This window comes from Planococcus halocryophilus (assembly GCF_022489025.1).
In the GTDB taxonomy this organism is placed as follows: domain Bacteria; phylum Bacillota; class Bacilli; order Bacillales_A; family Planococcaceae; genus Planococcus; species Planococcus halocryophilus_A.
The window spans coordinates 265,957-282,116 of the sequence record NZ_JAKVTG010000003.1; the positions used below are offsets into that span (position 1 = coordinate 265,957).

12 protein-coding genes are annotated in these 16,160 nt (G+C 38.2%); 10 read left to right on the forward strand and 2 right to left on the reverse strand.

Annotation, left to right across the window (positions count from 1 at the left end; genetic code table 11):
* Positions 1-99 precede the first annotated feature (99 nt).
* The 7 genes from parE (at position 100) to MLE13_RS06040 (ending at position 11,888) form a co-directional block, all read left to right on the forward strand.
* Complete coding sequence (parE, locus tag MLE13_RS06010; protein ID WP_240748589.1) at positions 100-2,070, forward strand: DNA topoisomerase IV subunit B; 1,971 nt, start codon at positions 100-102, stop codon at positions 2,068-2,070.
* Positions 2,067-4,493, forward strand: a complete 2,427-nt coding sequence (gene parC, locus MLE13_RS06015; protein ID WP_240748591.1) for a DNA topoisomerase IV subunit A — start codon at positions 2,067-2,069, stop codon at positions 4,491-4,493. The genes parE and parC overlap by 4 nt, the downstream gene beginning before the upstream one ends.
* 279 nt (positions 4,494-4,772) lie before the next feature.
* Positions 4,773-6,062, forward strand: coding sequence for a threonine ammonia-lyase IlvA (ilvA, locus tag MLE13_RS06020; RefSeq protein ID WP_240748593.1), 1,290 nt, complete (start codon positions 4,773-4,775; stop codon positions 6,060-6,062).
* A gap of 112 nt (positions 6,063-6,174) precedes the next feature.
* Positions 6,175-6,741, forward strand: coding sequence for a DNA-3-methyladenine glycosylase I (locus tag MLE13_RS06025; RefSeq protein WP_240748595.1), 567 nt, complete (start codon positions 6,175-6,177; stop codon positions 6,739-6,741).
* 307 nt (positions 6,742-7,048) lie between these two features.
* A complete protein-coding gene (locus tag MLE13_RS06030; protein ID WP_240748667.1) occupies positions 7,049-8,992 on the forward strand; it encodes a fructose-1,6-bisphosphatase in 1,944 nt (647 codons plus the stop codon).
* 220 nt (positions 8,993-9,212) lie between these two features.
* Positions 9,213-11,261: a GAF domain-containing sensor histidine kinase gene (locus MLE13_RS06035; protein ID WP_240748597.1), complete on the forward strand. Its 2,049-nt coding sequence runs from the start codon at positions 9,213-9,215 to the stop codon at positions 11,259-11,261.
* A 201-nt stretch (positions 11,262-11,462) separates the two neighbouring features.
* Positions 11,463-11,888, forward strand: a complete 426-nt coding sequence (locus MLE13_RS06040; protein WP_240748599.1) for an NUDIX hydrolase — start codon at positions 11,463-11,465, stop codon at positions 11,886-11,888.
* 48 nt (positions 11,889-11,936) lie between these two features.
* Here the strand turns inward: MLE13_RS06040 and MLE13_RS06045 are convergent, their stop codons facing one another.
* Complete coding sequence (locus MLE13_RS06045) at positions 11,937-12,389, reverse strand: DUF305 domain-containing protein (protein ID WP_008499108.1); 453 nt, start codon at positions 12,387-12,389, stop codon at positions 11,937-11,939.
* Between the two features lie 237 nt (positions 12,390-12,626).
* Here MLE13_RS06045 and MLE13_RS06050 point away from each other — a divergent pair, with 237 nt between their 5' ends.
* The 3 genes from MLE13_RS06050 (at position 12,627) to MLE13_RS06060 (ending at position 14,997) form a co-directional block, all read left to right on the forward strand.
* A complete protein-coding gene (locus MLE13_RS06050; protein WP_240748600.1) occupies positions 12,627-13,502 on the forward strand; it encodes an aminoglycoside phosphotransferase family protein in 876 nt (291 codons plus the stop codon).
* Between the two features lie 17 nt (positions 13,503-13,519).
* A complete protein-coding gene (locus MLE13_RS06055; protein WP_240748601.1) occupies positions 13,520-14,401 on the forward strand; it encodes a DMT family transporter in 882 nt (293 codons plus the stop codon).
* Positions 14,402-14,463: 62 nt separating this feature from the next.
* Positions 14,464-14,997: a GNAT family N-acetyltransferase gene (locus MLE13_RS06060; RefSeq protein WP_240748602.1), complete on the forward strand. Its 534-nt coding sequence runs from the start codon at positions 14,464-14,466 to the stop codon at positions 14,995-14,997.
* Between the two features lie 71 nt (positions 14,998-15,068).
* On the opposite strand, the gene MLE13_RS06065 is transcribed toward MLE13_RS06060, so the two are convergent.
* Positions 15,069-15,977: an S-layer homology domain-containing protein gene (locus MLE13_RS06065; RefSeq protein ID WP_240748604.1), complete on the reverse strand. Its 909-nt coding sequence runs from the start codon at positions 15,975-15,977 to the stop codon at positions 15,069-15,071.
* Positions 15,978-16,160: the final 183 nt, after the last annotated feature.

A 16,160-nucleotide genomic window follows, 5' to 3' on the forward strand; every position in this document is an offset into this window, starting at 1 on the left:
CTCAGCGCTCTTTTTCTATGAAGTTTGACAGATGGTCTAGAAATAGCATACGATTAAGATAGAGATAAACACGAACAAATGTTTGTTGGAGGGAATTAGATGGCTAAAATTCAAAATACGGCATACAACGAAGAAGCAATTCAAGTACTCGAAGGCTTAGATGCCGTTAGAAAACGTCCGGGTATGTATATCGGTTCGACAGATACTCGTGGGCTGCATCATTTGGTCTATGAAATTGTCGACAACTCGGTCGATGAAGCGCTTGCAGGACATGGAGATAAAATTTCCGTTACGATTCACGAAGATAATAGCATCAGTGTTCGGGATTTTGGACGTGGCATGCCTACAGGAATGCACCGAAGTGGGAAACCTACGCCAGAAGTTATCTTGACCGTGCTACATGCTGGAGGGAAATTTGGTCAAGGCGGCTATAAAACAAGTGGTGGACTTCACGGTGTTGGCGCTTCTGTTGTGAATGCTTTGTCCAGTTTTTTAGAAGTGACGATTTATCGCGATGGCAAAAAATATCGTCAGCGCTTTGAAAACGGTGGAAAGCCTGTTACGACTTTAGAAGAAATTGGCTCTACAAAAGAAACAGGGACGATGATTCATTTCTTACCTGATGAATCTATTTTTTCTGTTTCAAAATACAATTATGAAACCCTTTCTGAGCGGTTACGCGAATCTGCCTTCTTGTTAAAAGGATTAAAAATTGAGCTATTCGATCAACGAACAGAAGCAAAAGACGTTTTTCATTACGAAACTGGGATCGAAGCCTTTGTTTCTTACTTGAACGAAGAAAAAGACGTGCTTCATCCGGTAGCCTATATTGAAGGGCAACAAGATGAAATGGAGATCGAATTTTCATTCCAATTTAATGATGGTTATTCTGAGACCATTTTATCGTTTGTTAACAACGTCCGTACACGTGACGGGGGGACACATGAAACCGGTGCAAAAGCAGCGATGACACGTGTTTTCAACGATTACGCTCGAAAAATTAACTTGCTAAAAGACAAAGATAAAAACTTAGAAGGCTCTGATATTCGTGAAGGAGTGGCTGCGATTGTATCAGTCCGCATTCCCGAAGCTTTACTGCAATTTGAAGGGCAAACGAAAAGCAAACTAGGCACAAGTGAAGCGCGCAGTATCGTGGATTCAGTTGTTTCTCAAAAACTAATGTACTTTTTGGAAGAAAACGCAGAACTTAGCGCGTCGTTAGTTCGAAAAGCCATTCGTGCAGCACAAGCCCGTTTAGCCGCAAGAAAAGCAAGAGAAGATGCAAGAAACGGTAAAAAACGCAAAAAGTCAGATGCCTTGTTATCAGGTAAATTGACGCCCGCACAATCGCGTAATGCTAAAAAGAATGAGCTTTACTTAGTAGAGGGTGACTCTGCCGGCGGATCTGCAAAGCAAGGACGCGACAGAACATTCCAGGCAATCTTGCCGCTACGCGGAAAAGTTGTAAATACTGAAAAAGCGAAACTTGAAGAAATTATGAAAAATGAAGAGATATCGACGATTATTCATGCCATTGGTGGCGGCGTTTCTTCTGACTTTTCAATCGATGACATTGCTTATAACAAAATTATTATCATGACCGATGCGGATACAGATGGTGCGCATATTCAAGTGTTGCTCCTAACGTTCTTTTTCCGATATATGAAGCCTTTGATCGAAGCAGGGAAAGTGTTTATCGCACTTCCGCCATTGTATAAAGTATCTAAAGGACTTGGCAAAAAAGAAGTAATTGATTACGCATGGACTGAAGCCGACCTTGATGCCTCTATCAAAAAAGTAGGAAAAGGTTATACACTTCAACGCTATAAAGGTTTGGGTGAGATGAACGCGGATCAATTATGGGAAACAACGATGAACCCTGAAACTCGCACATTAATCCGTGTGACGATTGAAGACAGTGCACGCGCAGAACGCGGTATCACAACGTTAATGGGTGACAAAGTAGAACCACGTCGTCGCTGGATTGAAAATAATGTCGACTTCGGACTTGAAGAAGATAGTAATATTCTAGAAAATGATTTGATTCACGCTGAGGAGGAACTTGTATGACACAAGCCGAAAGATTTCAAGATTTGCCATTAGAAGAAGTAATTGGCGATCGATTTGGCCGTTACAGTAAATACATTATCCAAGACCGGGCACTTCCAGATGCTCGTGACGGATTAAAACCTGTTCAGCGCCGAATTTTATATGCGATGTACCACGAAGGCAATACCAATGACAAAGCGTTTCGTAAATCGGCCAAAACGGTCGGTAACGTAATCGGTAACTATCATCCACACGGAGATAGTTCTGTATATGAAGCAATGGTTCGTTTAAGTCAAGATTGGAAAATTCGTCACATGCTTGTTGAAATGCATGGGAATAACGGTTCGATGGATGGTGATTCACCAGCTGCGATGCGTTATACAGAAGCTAGACTTTCAGCGATTTCTTCAGAATTGTTACGTGACATAGACAAACGAACAGTGGATTTTATCCCGAACTTTGATGATTCGGATATGGAACCAACTGTTTTACCGGCACGTTTTCCAAACCTTTTAGTGAATGGATCGACTGGTATTTCTGCAGGTTACGCCACAGATATCCCGCCACATGCACTTCATGAAGTACTTGATGCTGTATTAATGCGTATGGATAACCCACAAGCGACAGTTGCTGAGTTGATGACCGTCATTAAAGGGCCAGATTTCCCAACAGGCGGAATTATTCAAGGTGTAGATGGCATAAAAAAAGCCTATGAAACCGGAAAAGGTAAGATTATTGTGCGTTCAAAAGCCGCAATCGAACCATTAAAAGGTGGGAAAGAACAAATCGTCATTACAGAAATTCCGTTTGAAGTTAACAAAGCTAATATGATCAAGAAAATAGATGATCATCGCTTTGACCGTAAACTTGAAGGCATTTCTGAAGTGCGTGATGAGTCTGATAGAACAGGACTGCGAATTGTCATTGAATTGAAAAAAGATGTGCAAGCGCAAGGGATTTTAAGTTATTTGTATAAAAATACTGATTTGCAAGTTAGCTATAATTTTAATATGGTGGCAATTTATAAACGTCGCCCAACGATGATGACATTGCAAACAATGTTAGATGCATATATCGATCATCAAAAAGAAGTGATTACAAAACGCTCTGAATTCGATTTGCAAAAAGCTAGTGATCGCATGCACATAGTTGAAGGTTTAATGAAAGCATTGTCGATCCTAGATAAAGTGATTAAAACCATCCGTTCTTCAACAGACAAGCGGGATGCGAAAAACAACTTAATCGCCGCATTTGATTTCTCAGAAGCACAAGCAGAAGCAATTGTTTCTCTTCAACTTTATCGATTGACCAATACAGACATTACAGATTTACAAAAAGAAGAAGATAGTCTTAAAAAGACAATTGCAGAACTAACGGGCATTTTAACTAGCTCGACTAAGTTGAAAAATGTCATTAAAAAAGAATTGGCAAACATCCGCAAACAATTTGCAGAACCGCGCCGTTCGGTTATCGAAGAGAAAATAGAAGAAATCACGATTACGCGCGAAATTATGATTCCAAGTGAAGAAGTAGTCGTAACTGTAACAAGAGAAGGCTATGTGAAACGGACTAGCACAAGATCGTATGCTGCTTCGAATGGCAAAGACTTTGCAATGAAAGAAACGGATCATTTATTATTCGAAAGTAATTTAAATACGCAGCATACCATCCTGATTTTCACTACTGCAGGTAATTTCGTATTCCAACCAATCAACGAATTGCCAGACATTAAATGGAAAGACCTCGGACAACATTTATCGAGTATTATTCAACTAGATGCTAATGAATCTGTTCTTGCCGTTTATCCATTTGAAAACTTTGATGCAGATGCCAGTATTTTGACAGTCTCAAAATTAGGGCAAGTTAAACGCTCTGCGTTAAAAGATTATCAAATTCAGCGCTATTCACGTACTGTGAAAACAATGAACTTGAAGTCTGGCGATGCCATGATTTATGCAGGTCTAGTGACGAAAGAAACAGAATTATTCATAGGTACAAGCCAAGCTTACGGTGTTCGTTTTCCATTAGAAGAAGTTCCACTTACAGGACTTCGCACTGGTGGTGTGAAAGGCGTAAACTTAAAAGGTGATGATGAAGCTGTATCGGCTATTTTAATCGACCCACAAGTAAAACAAGAACTGGTGCTGGTTACTCACCGAGGTGCAGCTAAAAAAATGAAGCTAGATGAATTCGAAAGTGGTAGTCGGGCAAAACGTGGCGTAGTTATGCTTCGTGAGTTAAAATCGAATCCTCACCGTGTAGTAGCTGTCGTTGGCGCAACCGGAAAAGAAGAAATCGTTTTAGAAACAACTAAAGGTGTTCATATTCCATTAATAGCAAATTCATTAAAAAATGTTGATCGTTATTCAAATGGTTCATTCATAGCGGATGAATCATCTGATGGAAAAGTAGTTAATGCATATCGTTTAAACACAAAAGAATAACAGGGATAAACTACTCTTTTTAATTCAAAGGAGTGGTTTATTTTTTTAGGCATTAATGAATTGCTATATTCATGCATGGTTTTATTGACGTCTTAAAAAATTCAGTTAGTTATTCATTATGAATGAGTTTGAATAACTTTATATCTATGAATAACATTCATTTAGTAGAGATATATAAATCGTAATGAACTTTTCTTTAAATTGTCAAAATTTTCTCGACAATAATAGGCTTTAATGTGTTAGAGTAGTGAGATAAATAAAAATAAGAGGGTGACAACTATGACTAAGAGCAACATCAAAGAGCTCGACAGAAAAGAAATAGTAAAGAAAGTATCCGTAGAAGAAATTATGGTAGCCAACCAAGCGCTCAAAGACGTTGTCATCAAGACACCTTTGCAAAAAAACGAACTGCTCTCAGTACGATATGAATGCAATGTGTATTTAAAAAGAGAAGACCTTCAAGTAGTCCGATCTTTTAAACTGCGAGGTGCTTATAATTTCATCCGTAGTCTAGATGCAACAGAACGAGCAAAAGGGGTTGTCTGTGCGAGTGCTGGAAATCATGCTCAAGGGGTTGCGTATTCATGTTTCGCACTTGGCATTGAAGGGAAAATCTTTATGCCTCTAACAACACCTCGTCAAAAAGTATCTCAAGTAAAACGCTTCGGTGGAGACCAAATATCGGTGGTTTTAGTTGGAGATACTTTTGACGACTCGTTCTCAGCAGCGATGGAGTATTGTACAGCTGAAGAAAAAGTGTTTGTTCATCCATTTAATGACACGAGCGTCATTGCAGGACAAGGAACTGTCGCAGTGGAAGTGTTAAATGATATGCAAGAATCCGTCGACTATATGTTTTGTGCAATCGGCGGTGGCGGTTTGACTGCTGGTGTAGGCTCTTACTTAAAAGGAATCAGTCCTAAAACAAAGTTAGTAGGTGTTGAACCGGCAGGAGCTGCAAGCATGAAAACCTCATTGGCAAATGGCAAAGTAACTCGTTTAGACACGATTGATACGTTTGTAGATGGTGCTGCAGTTAAGCAAGTCGGAGATTTGACGATGGCAATTTGTGCAGATGTTTTAGACGATATCGCATTAGTTCCGGAGGGCAAAGTGTGTACGACAATTTTGCAACTGTATAACGAAAATGCGATCGTTGCCGAACCAGCAGGTGCGTTGTCTGTAGCCGCTCTAGATTTCTATAAAGAAGAAATCAAAGGGAAAAACATTGTCTGTGTCATTAGTGGAGGCAATAACGATATTGAGCGGATGCAAGAAATAAAAGAGAAGTCCTTAATTTATGAAGGGTTGAAACATTATTTCATCGTCTCATTCCCGCAACGTGCAGGTGCGCTTCGCAAGTTTATGGGGCAAGTGCTAGGCGAAACAGATGACATTACTCATTTTGAATACACAAAACGCACAAATCGTGACGAAGGACCGGTACTCGTCGGCATTGAACTGAAAAGTTCAGATGACTATGAACCACTCGTTAAACGCATGACTGATAGTGGTTTTCCGTATAAAGAAATCAATAACGATTCACTGCTATTTAATTTATTGATTTAGTCATACATTGAAGGACGTCTACTCGAAAGAGTAGGACGTCCTTTTGTCTGTAAAAAAACAGAAACTCCGTTAAATGATATAGTAAAGATAACGAGAAAATGGAGTGATTTAAATGGAGACAAGATGTTTATGGGCACAGAGCAACGCGTTGATGCAAGCTTATCATGATGACGAATGGTGCAAACCAAGTAGAGACGATCGATACATTTTCGAAATGCTCACATTAGAAGGTGCCCAAGCCGGATTATCATGGAATATTGTGTTGTCTAAAAGACAAGCTTATCTAGAGGCTTTCCGGAATTTCGACATTGTCTACTGTGCGCAATTAACAGATGAAAACTTGGTTTCCATAAAAGAAAATTATGGCGTTATTAAGCACGGTGCAAAACTAGCATCTGTTCGGTCTAATGCACTAGCAGTCTTGAACATACAAAAAGAGTGTGGCAGTTTTGCAGATTTTTTGTGGAGCTTTACGAGTGGAGAGACAATCGACAACAAATGGCCTAGTGATGCTCAAATACCCGCTCAATCTCCTGTGTCTGTTCAACTCAGTAAAGAGCTGAAAAAAAGAGGATTTAAATTTGTAGGACCCGTAACAACTTACTCTTTCATACAAGCAATTGGAATGGTAAACGATCATGTCGAAAGTTGCATTTGCCGTACATCCAGCACGATATAAAGCTAAAGTTATTATGTAGAATTGAAGAAAAAAGTTATTCTTTTTAATAGCACAAGGGATTTCCAGTTAAATGCAGAATAAAGGTAAAGAAGGTAACAAGATATTGATGAAATCTCAACTAAAATTATGCGCTGTTAGATGGTCTACCATAGTTTGATAAAGACTCGTTTTTTCTTGCTAGAGCTTATGGTGTTACTACTGTAAACTGAGAGATAAGGAAAACTTTTTTCAGTTTAGGCAACATCGCGTTTGACGTAATAGTATAGATATACTTATAAGCATGAGACTTAAAGGAGGAGACAAGATGATGAACTTAAAATACTTAGATTTATTAGCGCAAAAATACGATTGTGAAGAAAAAGTCGCTACTGAAATCATTAACCTTGAGTCCATATTGGATCTACCTAAAGGAACGGAACACTTTGTCAGTGATTTACACGGAGAGTTTCAGGCGTTTCAACATGTATTGCGTAATGGCTCTGGAAACGTAAAAGTAAAAATTAAAGACTTGTTTAAAAACGAACTGAGTGACGAAGAATTGAACGAATTCGCTACGATCGTTTATTATCCAGAAGAGAAATTGCTCATGATCAAAAGTCATTTTAACAGTAAAGCAGAGCTGCATGAATGGTACATAGAAGTAATTGAGCGGCTGCTGAAACTGATCGCCTACGCGTCGTCTAAATACACACGCTCGAAGTTAAGGAAAGCGCTACCAAAACAATTTGTTTATATTATCGAAGAATTATTGTATAAAACAGATGAGTTTAAAAACAAGAAAGATTATTATGCAAAAATGGTGATGCAGATTATTTCCTTAGGACAAGCGGATAAATTGATTGTTGGATTGGCGTATACAACACAACGTCTAGTCGTTGATCACCTGCATGTCGTCGGAGATATTTATGACCGGGGACCAGATCCACATAAAATAGTGGATACGCTGATCGATTACCATTCAGTAGATGTTCAATGGGGAAATCATGACGTTTTATGGATAGGCGCTTATGCTGGTTCCAAAGTATGTTTAGCCAATATTTTACGGATTTGTGCTCGCTATAACAACTTAGACATTATTGAAGATGTATATGGTATTAACTTAAGGCCTTTACTAAACTTGGCTGAAAAATACTATGATGACAACCCGGCATTCCGACCAAAAAGAATTTCAGATGAAAAAATGACTGAGCAAGAGCAGTTGCAAATCACTAAAATTCATCAAGCGATTTCCATTATCCAATTTAAGTTAGAAAGTCCCATTATCAAAAGACGCTCATGCTTTGAAATGAAAGATCGTTTACTGCTTGAAAAAGTCGATTATGAAAAAAATGAAGCGACAATTCATGGGGAAACTTATCCATTAGAAAATACGTGTTTTGCGACTATCAATCCAGATCAACCAGATGAATTATTAGAAGAAGAAAGACAAGTTATCGACAAATTGCTATTTTCGGTTCAACATTCAGAAAAACTAGCGCGACATATGAATTTTTTGATAAAAAAAGGCAGTTTGTATTTGAAATACAATGGCAATTTACTTATTCATGGATGCATTCCATTAGATGAAGATGGCAATATGGAGAAAATGGAGATCGAGGGAAAATCATACGCAGGGCGTGAACTGCTCGATGTTTTTGAGCGTTATTTGCGTACTTCATTTGCACATCCGGAAGAAACGGATGATTTTGCTACCGATATGGTGTGGTATTTGTGGACAGGTGAATATTCATCGCTTTTTGGAAAACGTGAAATGACAACATTTGAGCGTTACTTTATTCAAGACAAAGAAACGCATAAAGAGCGTAAAAATCCTTATTACTATTTACGTGAAGACGAAGAAATATGCCGGAAAATACTTGCTGAATTTGAATTGAACCCCGATCACGGCCGTATTATCAATGGCCATACACCTGTTAAAGAGCGGGACGGAGAAAATCCGATCAAAGCAAATGGCAAAATGCTTGTAATCGATGGTGGGTTCTCAAAAGCTTACCAGTCCACTACAGGAATTGCCGGGTATACCTTGCTTTATAATTCTTATGGCATGCAATTGGTCGCTCACCAGTTATTCAATTCAAAAGATGAAGTATTGCAAAACGGTACAGATGTTTTATCTGTAAAACGATTGGTTGATGAAGAATTAGAACGTAAAAAAGTTAAAGAAACCAATATTGGTGAATGTCTCCAGCAAGAAATTTGGAATTTGAATAGTTTAAGAGAATATCGATACATGAAAACTGTTAGGAAGTAGAAAAAGTATGGAAAAGAAGAGGTGTATCCATATGCCTCTTCTTTTTTGTATTCAAAAAAACGATTGAAAAGGCAAGTAGTATAAAAAATATGATAGAAATTAGTAAATAATGCAAAACTCTTTATGATAAGTCCTAAAAATAATATACTATGAGAATAGATAATTTTAACTAGAACCTGATAGTCTACAATTTACGTTTATTAAGAGCGGAGCGAATAAAATGTTGAAAGAACAAGAAAGATATTCGAGACTGGCAGAAATCACAAGAATCATTAATACGAAACTGGAATTACAAGACATGCTTCAACATGTCGCAGCGGCCATTTCAGAGGAAATTGTTCAATGTGATGCTATCGGTATTTATCTTCCTGATAACGAAGGAGTATTCCGAGCTGTAGCAGGTAAGCCTGAAGCTATCAATGGTCAACCGTTGACTAATCAGAAAATAGATTTGGATGAAGATCCACTTGCAAATGAAATTGCCACTACAAAACAAGTGGTTTACATTCCCGATACATCGATGGACTCACGTCCTAATGCTGCAGCTTTAGCAGCATTTAATATAAAGTCACTTCTTGGACTGCCAATTATATATGAGCAGCATTTATATGGCCTCGTATTTCTATTTGACAATGGAAAGAAAATGGAATTAACAGACAATCAAATTCAAAGTGTAGAAGCTTATGTCAATATGGCAGCTGTAGCTATTCAAAATGCTAACACCCTTAAACAAAAAGAGCAGTTGCTTGCAGAAAAACAAGTACTTCTCGACGTAAATAACGAACTTGCTAAATGTTCGACTGTAAAAGAAAGCCTAACTACTTGTTTTCGTTATTTAGAGAATGTCGCTGGGTTTACAAATGTCGCAGTTTTTTTAAGAAAGCCAAATCATTCAAACACCGTTTATCTCAAAGAAGTGAATAGCAAATCAAATTGGTCCAAACCTGAATGGGAACGTATTCTTGATGATTTTCAATCTAATACGAATTCTGAAACAGTCATCAAAAACATTATTAGGAAAAAACATATGCGTTTTATTCCCTCAGAAGAAAAATGTCGGTTAGTGTTTATTCCGTTGATATCAAAAGGAGCAGTTTTCGGAGTAATTGCAATCGCTTGTTTACCAGAAAAATTGCATGTTTTCGACAAAACACAAATCAACTTAACGCAGTCAATTATCAATTCGACTGCGGTTACACTTTCAAACTTAACTTATATGGATCAACTCGAGCATCGTGTAAGAGACCGAACGTTGGAGCTAGCAAATGCAAACGAGCGGGTTACTAGTGTTATTGGCAGCATTACAGATGGTTTTTTTGCGCTGAATGAAAACTGGGAATTTATCTATATTAATAATCATCAAGTTCTTCCAAAAGGACGCACCCCAGAAAATGTGTTGGGTGAGGAAATATGGTCTGTTTTTCCAGCGCGTTTTAATACGGTTTTGTATAAAGAATTTTCTGGAGCCATGTTGAAAAGAATGCCTGTACGTTTTGAAATTGCATCTGCTGAAGAAGGCTATTGTTACGAAATTGTGGCCTATCCTTTTGATGATGGTATTTGTTGCATGTGCAAAAATACGACAGAAAAGAAACTCTATGAAAATGAATTGAAACGTTTATCAAATTTAGAACTCATTGGACAAATGGCCGCAGGAATTAGTCATGAAATTCGAAATCCAATGACGACTGTTCGTGGCTTTTTGCAGTTGCTTACAGATAACAAAGAACTAGAAAGTTACAATTCGTATTTCGAACTTATGATAGAAGAGCTAGACCGGGCAAACTCCATCATTTCTGAATTTCTATCGATGGGCAATACGAGGTCGTCGGATTTGAAAATGCAAAATCTAAATGCCATTATTACGGATATCGCTCCTTTGTTGAAAATTGATACGTTTAGTCAAAATAAGTTTATTGAAATCGAAACGATGGATTTGCCGGATCTCCTGTTAAACCGAAATGAAATTCGTCAATTGCTCATAAACATTTGCCGAAATGGACTGGAAGCCATGAACCCAGGAGAAATGTTGTCTATACGCACGTATATAGAAAACGAAAATGCAGTTGTTCTTGAAATAGAAGATGAAGGCGAAGGCATGAGCGAAGAAGTGTTAAAGAAAATCGGGACTCCGTTTTATACGACTAAAGACAATGGCACGGGTCTTGGACTCGGTGTTTCTTATGCTATTGCTGCTCGTCATCGAGCAAAAATCGATGTACAGTCAAGTAGTGACGGAACCATTTTTTCATTCAAATTTCAATTATAATAAATGGGATTCAATTGAATCATCCATATTAAAACTAGAAGACTAGAGAAAAACTCGATCTGTTGGAGTTGTCTCTAGTCTTTTTTTGAAATAGATTGACTAGGATAGACGTAGCTTGTGTAATACTCGTAAGTCAGTAGCACTTTCCATACCTGTCCCATATAATGACTAGATAGTTACAACAAGAAGGAGTGAAATTGAATGGTCCAAAGTACAGACACGTCAACTCCCAAACATATCTTATCTGCAGCAGCTGTAGTATTAAATGAACAAGGTGAATTATTGTTGATCAAAGGTCCGCGCAGAGGGTGGGAAATGCCCGGTGGTCAAGTAGAAGAAGGAGAATCGCTTACAGAAGCGACTATTCGCGAAGTAAAAGAAGAAACCGGAATCGATATTGAAATCCAAAAATTTTGTGGTGTGTTTCAAAATGTGGAAAGCTCCATTTGCAATACCTTGTTTTTAGCAAAACCAATCGGTGGGCATTTGACCACGTCAGCAGAAAGCCTCGAAGTCGCGTATTATCCGATTAGCGAAGCGTTAGAAATGGTAACATGGAAAAACTTTAGGAATAGAATCGAGCATTGTCTCGATGAGCACAAGCAGCCATTTTATGTAGCATTTTAAACGTGGAAAAGACCAAGAGCAGGATGTTGAGCTCTTGGTCTTTCTCGTTTATTCCTCGTCTTCAAGGTCTTCGATCAGCTTTTTCATTTCGGCAATTTCTTTTCGTTGTGCTTCTATAATCGAGTCTGCCAATTCACGAACGCGAGGATCTGAAATGTTGGCTCGTTCACTCGTCAAAATCGCAATCGAATGGTGGGGAATCATAGCTTCCATCCACTTAACATCTTCGATTAAGGTTTGACTGCGAACAAGCCATAACGATAGGGCAAAAACAACGGCACTCGTCCCAAGAATCACCGCATTGGCTTTTTTGTTTTTGTACATTGGCCACATGAACAGCAACATAACAATCGCCATTGTAGAGCCCATGATCAATGCCATATACACCCGGGTTTCACTATAGAAAATGTGGTCGAACTGAAACGTATTCAAAAATGTTAACCAATACATAATAAAAGCTGAAGTCAAAATCATCACTGTAAATTTCACATACGCATTCATCTATACTCCTCCTCCTTTTCAAATTAGGTTGCTAAACGAAACTTATTATTTATATACCTTGAATTATTTCGAATAAACTCCATAAAAACTGCACAAATGGCGAGAGAAGTAGCTTTAATGCTTTAGTTAAAATTAGAAACTTGAAAATATCTGAATAAATTTACTAATGTAAATTCTTAACACAGAAAAAATGTTATGATTATTTTAACCAAATCATGACAAGTCAGGAGATAGCAAATGGATGTTGCACCAATTATTGCTCAATTAAATAAAGAGAAGTCGATTGGGCATACGAATATGTACATGGCTTTAGCTGGCGGCACAAGAAGCAAGGTTTTTCTTCTTTATCAAAAAAAGGGCAATGCGTGCATCTTAAAGCTTAACGAGGCAAAAGTCACCAAAGAAGAAGCGGATTTTCTTTCTCTTTACCAGCCGATTTCTTTACTGCCAGATTTACTAGCCGTTGATTCTTTATATCAATTTATGGTGTATACATATATTCCAGGTTCTACAGCAAATCACCAGAGTAGCCCCAAGATGAGCCTTCTTTCGACGTTGGTTTCGGAGCTGATAAACCACTATCAACCTGTATTAAATCAACACAACTGGGGCTGGAGAGATGCACCCGTAAGTTCTTGGGCGCAATTTTTACGCGATGAAGTAAAAGCGGCAACCGCCATTTTAACTCCTCAACTGGATAAACTAGGTGTAACGATTAAGGCACCATTCGTAGTAGAACACCGGAAACCCATTTTTCAAAACCAACCTTATTTGATTCATGGTGATTGCGGAGTACATAATTTTATCGTACGCGAAGAAAAGCTAGCGGGTGTCATCGATCCCACCCCAATTTTAGGCTGGCCACATTATGATGTAATCTATGCATTTTTTTCGTCCCCTTCCGACTTAACAAAAAAGGCGTGGGATTCTGCAATCGCTGGCCTAACAATTGAGCGGCCTGCTGATTCTGTTTTGTATGAAGAATTGCTGATTGGGTTGTATCAAAGATTGAGCATTTGTCTTAAGCATCATCCTGAGGATTGGTCCATGTATATTCAAGCTTGGGAGTATTGGAGTAAAATAGTTTCCAATCAGCAACTGAAATTAGAGTAATCGGGGAGAGTGGCAAATTGAAAGAAAAACTGATTTTCTCTTTATTGGTCATATTGACGACGGGATTGATGGGGTCATCTTTTGTCGTAGCGAAAATAGGCTTGATCTACATATCGCCTTTGTTGTTGGCGGGTATACGATTTACGATTGCCGGCAGTATTATGATTTTCTTTGTTTTGTTATTTAAAAGAAAACACCCTAAAAATGCTGCGACTTGGGGGAAAGTCATCTTAATCGGTGCTGTTCAAACTGCAGGCGTGATGGGAGCTATTTTCCTCAGTTTACGCACCATCACTTCAGGTGAGTCCGCGATATTAACGTTTATGAATCCCCTATTGGTGGTGTTGATTGGGACATTAGTGATGGGCATGCGTTACCGAATCGTGCAATGGTTCGGAGTTTTTGTTGGGTTTGCGGGTGTTTTTGTCACGATGGGAAGCCATTTGGATCTTCAAATCGGGACATTGCTCGGATTTTTAAGTGCCATATTTTGGGCTGTTGGAACACTTCTTATAAAAAAATGGGGTGTCTCAATTGATATGTGGGTATTAACTGCGTATCAAATGTTGTTTGGTGGTCTTATCTTATTGCTTGGCTCAGCCTTTTTAGAAAATGCCTACATAGTCATTAACACAACATCGGTCTCTATTTTATTGTGGCTATCCATTCCAGCTTCCATCATTCAATTCACGATTTGGTTTTACTTGTTGCAAAAAGGGGATTCTGGTAAAGTTAGCGCATTTTTGTTTTTAGCTCCTTTTTTCGGTATCGTATCTGGCTGGCTCGTGTTAGGAGAATCTATTGGGATACCATTATTAGTTGGTGGCAGTTTGATTTTCTCAGGAATTTTCTTAGTCAACTGGCCAGAAAAACGCGTGCCAGTGAAAGTAACCGTATAGCTTAGTTTAACTAACAATAAAGAAATGGAGCATTCAAGTTGATAGAACTAGCAGGAAGAAAGATGACTTTAACAAACGCAACAGAAGAATTGTTAGATGAGCTTCATTATTGGCGCTTTGAAGACCCACTACAAGAAGCGAAAAAGTGGAACGGACCGTATATTCCAGAGGCGTGGTTGAATAGAGATCAACACCGCAAAAAATGGTTAGAGGAAAAAGACATTTCGTTCGGCATCCCGGCATCACTCATTATTACGGCGGACGACAAAGCAATTGGCTATGTTGGTGCTTATTGGGTGGATAAAAACACAAATTGGTTAGAGACGGGTGTTGTAATTTATGACACGAATTATTGGAACGGTGGATACGGCTCTGAGGCTTACCGGATGTGGATCGACTTTTTGTTTGCCAATACCGATTTGCACCGACTCGGCATGTCGACTTGGTCTGGCAATGAACGAATGATTAGCGTTGCAAAACGACTTGGTATGTCAGAAGAAGCGCGTATTCGAAAAGCACGCATAGTCGATGGACAATTGTATGATGCGATTAAGATGGGCATATTGCGTGAGGAATGGGTAGCGATAAATGCGTAGTTAATAATAAATAAAACCCTTGAGTAGATTTCACAAAAAAGTGATTTCGTTCAAGGGTTTTATTTCATATCTTATTGTTTAAAATTGAAAGCTGATTTAATAATGGTGATATAGTCGTCCACAAGAAATTGACCTGATTTACCAGTTAAACTTTGGTGTTCAATAGTTAACAATGTGCGGTCCGCTGATAGTTTATAAGAACTAGGCTTTACAGGAATTTCAGTCTTATCTTCTAAAATAACAATAAAATCGAAGAATTCAGCAATTTCAGTAGCACTATAACCTTCAAATGCTGGTTCAGATAATGTAATTACAGTAGATGTTGGCGAAACAACTTTGACATTAGTAGCTTCTGGGTAGTAAAACCAATCTGTTGTCGTTTCTATTGTTTTATAAAGCAAGTTGGCATATTCGCCACGAGTAATATTGGCGTATGTTCCATAAGTAGTAGGGGTTTTACCTGAAGTAATCTCGGCACCATACAATGCTTCGATATAAGGCTTAAATACTCCACCAACATCAGAAAAAGGTGTGGTTTGCTGGAATTCGTCTAACTCAAATGCAGTAGTAAGGAATTTGGCCATTGCACCTCGGCTAAGTGGAGCTGCTGGTTGGAATTCATCTTTAGTTACTCCTGAAACAATTCCCACTTCTGCAAGTGCATTTACAGCACCGCGAACACGAGTATTTAAATCTTTAAATCCAGCATCTTTAGCGTTATCAGTATCTAAAAACAAAGTGTTCGCAAGAATCACAGCTGCATCTCCACGCGTTAACGATTCACCAGTACCAAATTTTGTTGGACTTTTACCATTAATCAATTCTAATATGTAAAAAAATCCTACGGCTTCGTCATAACGTTCACCAACGTCAGTGAAAGGATGTAAAGAAGTTTCGGAAGCTGCAGAAGTGGGTGAAGCTAGTGTTACTGTTGCAAGCACAATTGCTGCAGTTGTATAAAAAAGTTTTTTAATGTTCAATGCTGTATCCCCGATCATATTATAATAAATGCTAAATATTACAAGATATAAATACTAAAACAAGAAACTCCTTTCAAAATGATTCGTGAAACTCAAATTATTATAGCTTTATTTATATCTATTTGTATAGTAATTTTTTTGTTTAATTACTAGTTATTTGTAATTCTTTATAATTAGTATAAA

Bases quoted from the DNA above. Each gene is read 5' to 3' on its own strand.
- parE (WP_240748589.1), top strand. From the start codon at position 100: ATGGCTAAAATTCAAAATACGGCATACAACGAAGAAGCAATTCAAGTA.
- parC (WP_240748591.1), top strand. From the start codon at position 2,067: ATGACACAAGCCGAAAGATTTCAAGATTTGCCATTAGAAGAAGTAATT.
- ilvA (WP_240748593.1), top strand. From the start codon at position 4,773: ATGACTAAGAGCAACATCAAAGAGCTCGACAGAAAAGAAATAGTAAAG.
- MLE13_RS06025 (WP_240748595.1), top strand. From the start codon at position 6,175: ATGGAGACAAGATGTTTATGGGCACAGAGCAACGCGTTGATGCAAGCT.
- MLE13_RS06030 (WP_240748667.1), top strand. From the start codon at position 7,049: ATGAACTTAAAATACTTAGATTTATTAGCGCAAAAATACGATTGTGAA.
- MLE13_RS06035 (WP_240748597.1), top strand. From the start codon at position 9,213: ATGTTGAAAGAACAAGAAAGATATTCGAGACTGGCAGAAATCACAAGA.
- MLE13_RS06040 (WP_240748599.1), top strand. From the start codon at position 11,463: ATGGTCCAAAGTACAGACACGTCAACTCCCAAACATATCTTATCTGCA.
- MLE13_RS06045 (WP_008499108.1), bottom strand. From the start codon at position 12,389: ATGAATGCGTATGTGAAATTTACAGTGATGATTTTGACTTCAGCTTTT.
- MLE13_RS06050 (WP_240748600.1), top strand. From the start codon at position 12,627: ATGGATGTTGCACCAATTATTGCTCAATTAAATAAAGAGAAGTCGATT.
- MLE13_RS06060 (WP_240748602.1), top strand. From the start codon at position 14,464: ATGACTTTAACAAACGCAACAGAAGAATTGTTAGATGAGCTTCATTAT.